This is a genomic window from Intrasporangium sp., assembly GCF_036566125.1.
In the GTDB taxonomy this organism is placed as follows: Bacteria; Actinomycetota; Actinomycetes; order Actinomycetales; family Dermatophilaceae; genus Intrasporangium.
In genome coordinates, this window is the sequence record NZ_DATCWX010000017.1 from 1 (window position 1) to 7,781 (window position 7,781).

General features: G+C 68.6%; 8 protein-coding genes. 6 read left to right on the forward strand and 2 right to left on the reverse strand.

The features are described from left to right. Positions 1–792 (reverse strand): MBL fold metallo-hydrolase (locus VIR15_RS01065; protein WP_331925617.1); only part of this gene is annotated, 792 nt, incomplete at its 3' end. Between the two features lie 101 nt (positions 793–893). Between VIR15_RS01065 and VIR15_RS01070 the strand changes: the two genes are divergently transcribed. From VIR15_RS01070 to groL, 3 genes are all read left to right on the forward strand, one after another. Further along, complete coding sequence (locus VIR15_RS01070; RefSeq protein ID WP_331925618.1) at positions 894–1,355, forward strand: hypothetical protein; 462 nt, start codon at positions 894–896, stop codon at positions 1,353–1,355. 36 nt (positions 1,356–1,391) lie between these two features. Continuing rightward, entirely contained in the window at positions 1,392–1,811 is a 420-nt protein-coding gene (locus VIR15_RS01075) for an HIT family protein (RefSeq protein ID WP_331925619.1), read from the forward strand. Positions 1,812–2,105: 294 nt separating this feature from the next. Beyond that, positions 2,106–3,734: a chaperonin GroEL gene (gene groL, locus VIR15_RS01080; protein WP_331925620.1), complete on the forward strand. Its 1,629-nt coding sequence runs from the start codon at positions 2,106–2,108 to the stop codon at positions 3,732–3,734. Between the two features lie 172 nt (positions 3,735–3,906). Here groL and VIR15_RS01085 read toward each other — a convergent pair whose 3' ends face one another. Next, positions 3,907–4,194: a WXG100 family type VII secretion target gene (locus VIR15_RS01085; protein WP_331925621.1), complete on the reverse strand. Its 288-nt coding sequence runs from the start codon at positions 4,192–4,194 to the stop codon at positions 3,907–3,909. Positions 4,195–4,323: 129 nt separating this feature from the next. Between VIR15_RS01085 and VIR15_RS01090 the strand changes: the two genes are divergently transcribed. From VIR15_RS01090 to VIR15_RS01100, 3 genes are all read left to right on the forward strand, one after another. Beyond that, positions 4,324–5,094, forward strand: a complete 771-nt coding sequence (locus VIR15_RS01090) for a DUF4031 domain-containing protein (RefSeq protein WP_331925622.1) — start codon at positions 4,324–4,326, stop codon at positions 5,092–5,094. Between the two features lie 204 nt (positions 5,095–5,298). Beyond that, positions 5,299–6,732 (forward strand): NAD-dependent malic enzyme, encoded by a 1,434-nt coding sequence (locus VIR15_RS01095; protein WP_331925623.1) that lies wholly within the window; start codon positions 5,299–5,301, stop codon positions 6,730–6,732. A gap of 5 nt (positions 6,733–6,737) precedes the next feature. Further along, positions 6,738–7,781 (forward strand): malate synthase (locus VIR15_RS01100; RefSeq protein WP_331925624.1); only part of this gene is annotated, 1,044 nt, incomplete at its 3' end.

The window sequence follows — 7,781 nt, forward strand, 5'->3', positions numbered from 1 at the left end:
CAGCCGGTCATCCGGCTCGGCAACCGCCGACTCCAGCGCCCATTCCTGGGCATGACGCTCCCGGATGACGGCAGCGACAAGCTCGATCTCCTCACGCTGACGCTCCACGAAGGCGGCGTCGACCGGCCGGCCATGGCCAGGCACGACGACACTCTCTGGACCGAGCCAGTTGAGGTGCGATATCAGGGTGTCCGACCACTCGAGCGGCCAGCAGTCCCCGCCGAAGGACGGGTTGGCGGACTCCTCGATGAGGTCACCGAGGAACATCGCGTCGGCGTCGGCGACGTGGACGCCGATGTCACCGTCGGTGTGACCGCGGCCCGCCCAGGTCAGCGACACGGCGCGGTCTCCGAGGTCGATCGTCGCGCTGTGCTCGAAGGTGCAGTCGGGGCCGCGAACCTCAGTTGCGAGGACCTCGACGACCTCGCGGGAGGTGTACCCCAGCTCGGGCCCGTCGTCCGGGTCCGCGCGGAACAGTGCCTTGATCCGTTCGACGTCCGCATCGAGCCCGCGACCCACGTTGGCGTGGGCGTGAACGGTGGCGGTGGTGAACGCGGTGTTGCCGAAGACGTGGTCGAAATGGATGTGCGTGTTGACGACGTGGCTCACGGTGACGTCTCGGCCCAGCCGCCGGATGTCGTCGAGGACCTCGAAGCCCTGCAGGCTGCTGGCTCGCGTGTCCACGACGACGGCGCCGTCGCGGCCGAGCACCAGGCCTACGTTGACGTCCCACTGCGGGTAGCGGGCGATGAAGACCCGGTCCGCCACCTCGTGGAATCCCGTTCTCGCCATCGCAACCACCTTCACGCCGTCCCGCCGTACTGGTGCGGAGCCACGCTATCGGGCTGCTCGGGCTCCGCACCACCGGTCCGTTTCGTCTACCTTGGTGTGCCATGCGTCGTGCGGAGATGAGAGCGAAGGCGCGGGCTGCGAGACGTCGCCGCACCGTGGCCGTCGCCCTCCCCGCCTCGGTCGTCGCCCTCATCGTGGCAGTGGTCGTCTGGTGGCCAGAAGGCAGCAGCTGGCGTGAGGAGCAGCTCTCGTCCGGCTCGATCCCGACGAGTTCTTCGGCTGGGTCGACCCTGCCGGCCAGCGGTGATTGGCGCGCCGGCGGCACGGAGGGCAGCCAGACCACATCTCCGACCTCGTCCACGACGACCAGCGTGCCCAGCCGCGCGACTGTGGTCACCGGCCCATCGACGCGTGCAACGGCCACCGCACAGCCATCGACGACGACGTCCGGAGCGCCGAGCCCCACGTCGACCACCACAGAGGTGGAGCCGACGAAGCGAACGGGGCCGCCGCCCAGCAAGCCCTCGAACCCGAACAAGCCGACCAAGACCCCACGGCTCTGACCGAGCTGACCCCAGGGCCGTGGCACGCTGAGCGTCATGGACTGCACATTCTGTGCGATCGCCGCGGGTACGATCCCGGCTGACCTCGTCCTCGACGAGCCCGATTTCGTCGCGTTCCTCGACCGGCGCCCGGTCTTCAAGGGCCACGTCCTGCTCGTGCCGCGGACCCATGTCCACACCCTGCTCGACCTGCCCGAGGGCCTCAGTGCCGGTCTCACCGACACCTCTCGACGGTTGGCCGCCGCGGCGGTGGCTGGGCTCGGTGCGCAGGGGACGTTCGTCGCGGTGAACAACGTCGTGAGCCAGTCGGTACCGCACCTGCATGTCCACGTGGTGCCCCGCACCAAGGGCGACGGCCTCCGAGGGTTCTTCTGGCCGCGCACGAAGTACTCGAGCGACGAGGAGTCCGCGTCGTATGCCGCTCGGCTCGCCGCCGCTCTCGAGCCCGCTTCCTGACCCGCATCGAAGTTGTGGTGACCACGCTGGGACGTCCGTGCTACGGGGACCCAGCTCAGCGGCATACGGCATCGGTCTTTGGTGGTGGACGACCACGCTCCCACCCGATCGTTTGCACTCTCCACCCTTGAGTGCCAATAATGGCGTTAGCACTCTCCCCCGGGGAGTGACAGAAATGGGCCGCATGCCGAGGGGCGGTGTCTCGCAGCGACGTGAGCTGTGAGGGTCGTCTCGTCCGTCGCGGGCGGGGTGCGGGCCAGTCAACCAACGTTTCGTGTGGGAGGAACCACCCGAATGGCCAAGACCATTGCGTTTGACGAAGAGGCGCGTCGCGGCCTCGAGCGCGGCATGAACATCCTTGCCGACGCCGTCCGCGTCACGCTCGGCCCGAAGGGCCGCAACGTCGTCCTGGAGAAGAAGTGGGGCGCCCCCACCATCACCAACGACGGCGTTTCGATCGCCAAGGAGATCGAGCTCGACGACCCGTACGAGAAGATCGGCGCCGAGCTCGTCAAGGAAGTTGCCAAGAAGACCGACGACGTCGCCGGTGACGGCACGACGACGGCGACCGTGCTTGCCCAGGCCATGGTGAGGGAGGGCCTGCGCAACGTTGCCGCCGGCGCCAACCCGATGGCCCTCAAGCGTGGCATCGAGAAGGCCGTCGAGGCCGTCGCCGAGGCGCTGCTCGACTCCGCCAAGGAGATCGAGACCAAGGAGGAGATCGCCTCCACCGCCTCCATCTCCGCGGCTGACGAGGAGATCGGTGCTCTCATCGCCGAGGCGATGGACAAGGTCGGCAAGGAAGGCGTCATCACCGTCGAGGACTCCAACACCATGGGCCTCGAGCTGGAGATGACCGAGGGTATGCGCTTCGACAAGGGCTACATCTCGGCGTACTTCGTCACCGACACCGAGCGCATGGAGACCGTCCTCGACGACGCCTACGTCCTCGTCGCGAACTCCAAGATCAGCGCCGTCAAGGACCTGCTGCCCGTCCTCGAGAAGGTCATGCAGTCCGGCAAGCCGCTGCTCATCATCGCCGAGGACGTCGAGGGCGAGGCCCTCGCGACGCTCGTCGTGAACAAGATCCGTGGCACGTTCAAGTCCGTCGCCGTCAAGGCCCCGGGCTTCGGCGACCGCCGCAAGGCCATGCTCACCGACATCGCCATCCTCACCGGTGGCCAGGTCATCTCCGAGGAGGTCGGTCTCAAGCTCGAGAACGCCACCCTCGACCTGCTCGGCAAGGCCCGCAAGGTCGTCGTGACGAAGGACGAGACGACCATCGTCGAGGACGCCCAGGACCGCAGCGCGATCGAGGGCCGCATCTCCCAGATCAAGGCCGAGATCGAGAAGTCGGACTCGGACTACGACCGCGAGAAGCTCCAGGAGCGCCTCGCCAAGCTCGCCGGTGGCGTCGCCGTCATCAAGGCGGGTGCGGCCACCGAGGTCGAGCTCAAGGAGCGCAAGCACCGCATCGAGGACGCCGTCCGCAACGCGAAGGCTGCCGTCGAGGAGGGCATCGTCGCCGGTGGTGGTGTCGCGCTCATCCAGGCCGCCAAGGCCGTCGACTCCCTCAACCTCGAGGGTGACGAGGCGACCGGTGCCAACATCGTGCGGGTCGCTGCCGAGGCCCCGCTCAAGCAGATCGCGATCAACGCGGGTCTCGAGGGCGGCGTCGTGGCCGAGAAGGTCCGCCACCTCGGTGCGCACGAGGGTCTCAACGCTGCGACGGGTGAGTACGGTGACCTGCTCGCCGCGGGCATCATCGACCCGGTCAAGGTGACGCGCTCAGCGCTGCAGAACGCCGCGTCGATCGCTGCGCTGTTCCTCACGACCGAGGCCGTCATCGCCGACAAGCCGGAGAAGGCCGCGGCTGGCGCGGGTGCCCCGGACATGGGCGACATGGGTGGCATGGGCTTCTGAGTCCAGCACCACGTAGTGAGTGCCGAACGCGCGGAATGTCGCGCGTTCGGCACTCGCCTTTTTGCTTTGGGCCGGAGGACGGCTCCCGTTCGTGGGGAGCCGTCCCCCGGTGGGACTCGATCCGGGCCAGGGGCAGAACGGATGGCGCCCGGATCGAGCGCTCGGGACCGAGTCAGGAGAACATGGCCCGGGTCGCCGTCTCGTGCTGCTCGTACGCCGTCGACGCCTTCGCCGTCAGGGTGCTGATCTCGGCGAGTGTCGTGTTGATCTTGTGCTGCATCTGGTTGTAGCGCTCCAGGACGTCGTCGAACTGCTTGCGTGCCGGGCCCTCCCAGGCGCCGCCCAGCGATCCGAGCCGGCCGCGGAGCGCGGCGGTGGCCGACTGGATGTCGTCGGAGAGTCGCTGGATATCGGCGGACGCGACTCGGATCGCCTCGGTGTCGACGATGGACCTGGCCATGTGCTTCTCCTTCGAATCGGCCGGGGTGGCCGGTTGGTGACCTGACACCGTGAAACGCTAGGCTGATTCGCCCGGGAGCCCTCCGGCTTGTCCACAGGCCTTGTCGGTCCCCTGACTAGGCTCGCTCGTATGACGTTGTTCATCGACGAGCCGATCTGGCCGGCGCACGGTCGCCACTTCGCGCACCTCGTCAGCGACACGTCTTACACAGAGCTGCATGACTTCGCCCGGAGGGTCGCGCTGCACCCGCGGTCCTTCGACGGCGACCACTACGACGTCCCGGACGTCCGCTGGGGCGACGCGGTGGCCGCCGGTGCCACACTGACGACCGGCCTCGACCTCGCGCGGCGGCTCAACGCCTCGGGCCTGCGACTGCGCAAGCGCAAGGGGGATCGCGGCCTCGTCCGGCACCTCGCGGTCCCCTTCCCCAACGGAGCGAGCCACGTCGATCTCGTCGCCTCGTCGAGGCCGGTCCCGGAGGCCCAGGTCTTCGCGGCGATGCTCTTCGTGCGCGATGCCGCGGGCCACTTCGCCGCCGTGCACAGCGTGCGGCGTGCTGAATGGGGTTCGCCGGGGGGCTGGCGCGAGCCGGGCGAGACGCCGATCGAGAACGCGCTCCGAGAAACCCATGAGGAGACCGGCCTTCGCGTCGAGCAGACCCGGGTCAGCGTCGTCGGCTACGAGCGGTTCACACCGGTCACTGATGACAACCTCATCGACCCGCGTCGACCCTTCCTGCAGACCTACCGCGCAGACCTCGACATCGTCCTGCCCCCGATCACCCAGGGTGATGACGGAGTTCACGAGACCCGCTGGGTGACGCCGGACGAGTACACCGAGCTGTGCTCGCACCTGTTCTGGTGGCCCCTGGCGCAGGCCGCCTTCCCGGACCTGCGCTGACCGGCGGGCGCCCGAGTCCTCGGGGACTGCACGCTCGACGAGAAGGGCGGGAGGTGCGAAAGGCTACTTGCGTGGGGGAGGGGCTCAACGGCATACGACATCTGTCGGATTTCGGGTTGTGGTCACGCTTGCGGAGCCGGCCGCATCGGTGGTGATGTTGCACGTGGCGCTCCACAGAACCCACTCATCGAGGAGAACGAACCCATGCGCGCACCCAGCCCCGGCTATGCGATCACCGTCCGCGTCGAGACCCCGACCTCGGCGGATGCGACGGGAGGGCTGGTGGCCGCGGTGGCCAGGGCCGGCGGCTCGCTGACCGCGCTCGACATCGCCGAGTCGACGCACGACCGTCTCGTCGTCGACGTCACCTACGACGCGTCGGACGCGGACCACGCCGAGGACATCGCCCAGGAGCTCGCGACGGTCCCCAACGTCACCGTGCGCAAGGTTAGCGACCGCACCTTCCTCATGCACCTCGGTGGCAAGCTCGAGGTCAACCCCAAGGTCCCGCTCAAGCACCGCGACGACCTCTCGCGCGCCTACACGCCCGGCGTCGCCCGGATCTGCCTCGCCATCGCCGCCAACCCGGCCGACGCGCGTCGCCTGACGATCAAGCGCAACACGGTCGCCGTCGTCACGGACGGGTCGGCGGTGCTCGGGCTGGGCAACATCGGACCGGCCGCGGCTTTGCCGGTCATGGAGGGCAAGGCGGCGCTCTTCAAGCAATTCGCGGGGGTCGACGCCTGGCCCGTGTGCCTCGACACCCAGGACACCGAGGAGATCATCTCCATCGTCAAGGCGATAGCGCCGGTCTATGGCGGCATCAACCTCGAGGACATCGCTGCGCCACGGTGTTTCGAGATCGAGCGGCGGCTGCGGGCCGAGCTCGACATCCCCGTCTTCCACGACGACCAGCACGGCACGGCGATCGTCGTCCTGGCGGCGCTGACCAACGCGCTGCGCGTGGTCGGCAAGGACATCGGGGCGATCCGCATCGCCATGAGTGGCGTCGGCGCCGCGGGACACGCGATCATCGAGCTGCTCCTCGCGCAGGGAGCCACCGACATCATTGCCTGCGGGCGCGGCGGGGCCATTCACGCCGGTCAGTCCTATGACGACCCCGACCGCGAGTGGATCGCCCAGCACACCAACCAGCGCCATGAGGAGGGATCGCTGCGCGACGTGATCCGGGGGGCGGACGTCTTCATCGGCGTGTCGGGGCCCAATCTGCTCACAGGGGACGACATCGCGACGATGGCCGACGACGCCATCGTCTTCGCGCTCGCCAACCCGGACCCTGAGGTCGACCCGCTGGAGGCCAGCAAGCATGCGGCAGTTGTCGCCACGGGAAGGTCGGACTATCCGAACCAGATCAACAACGTCCTCTGCTTCCCGGGGTTCTTCCGCGGGATGTTGGACTCAGGGTCCTCGGAGATCACGCAGGAGGTGATGGTCGCGGCAGCGCACGCCATCGCCGACGCGGTGACCCCCGAGGAGCTCAATGCGAGCTACATCGTCCCGTCGGTGTTCGACCCAGTGGTGGCCCCTGGTGTCGCCCACGCCGTGCGGGCGGCCGTCGAGTCCGGGGGCGGTGCGGAGTCGGAGACGCGCACCACTCCGGTCGGCAAGGTGCTCTGAGCCGGGTGTCTGGGCGTCCCGAAGACCAGGTCATTGGCCCCGAGGTCGAGAGGCAGGACGAGATCCTCACCCCCGGGGCGCTCGCCTTTGTGGCCTCGCTGCAGCGCGAGTTCCGGGCGCGGCGGGACGAGCTGATTGCGGCGCGCCGCGTGCGTCGCGACGAGATGGCGCGGTCCGGGCGGCTGGACTTCCTCCCTGAGACGGCGCACGTCCGGGACAGCGAGTGGATGGTGGCTCCGGCGCCCGCCGACCTCGTCGACCGCCGGGTCGAGATGACCGGGCCGACGGACCGCAAGATGGCGATCAACGCGCTCAACTCCGGGGCGCGCGTGTGGCTCGCCGACCTCGAGGACGCGAGCACGCCGCACTGGCACAACGTCATCGGCGGCCAGGTCAACCTCAGGGACGCGATCCGGGGGACGCTCGGCTTCGCATCGCCCGAGGGCAAGCACTATGAGCTGCGCAGTGACCAGCGGCTCGCCACGATCGTCATGCGGCCCCGCGGCTGGCACCTCGACGAGCGGCATCTCGTGGTGGACGGGAGGCCGGCCGCGGGTGGACTGGTGGACTTCGGGCTGTACTTCTACCACAACGCGTTGGAGCTGCTCGAGCGGGGGAGCGGGCCTTACTTCTACCTGCCCAAGACTGAATCGCACCTCGAGGCGCGGCTCTGGAACGACGTCTTCACGTTTGCGCAGCAAGCCCTGCAGGTCCCCTACGGCACGGTCCGCGCGACCGTCCTCATCGAGACCATCCCGGCCGCCTTCGAGATGGAGGAGATCCTCTACGAGCTGCGCGACCACGCCTCCGGGCTCAATGCCGGGCGATGGGACTACCTGTTCTCGGTCATCAAGTACTTCCGTGACGCGGGCGCCGACTTCGTCCTGCCGGACCGGGCGTCAGTGCCGATGACGACGCCGTTCATGCGCGCCTATGCCGAGCTGCTCGTGCAGACCTGCCACAAGCGTGGGGCCCTCGCCATCGGCGGGATGTCGGCCTTCATCCCGAGCCGCCGGGACGAGGAGGTCAACGCGCGGGCGTTCGAGCAG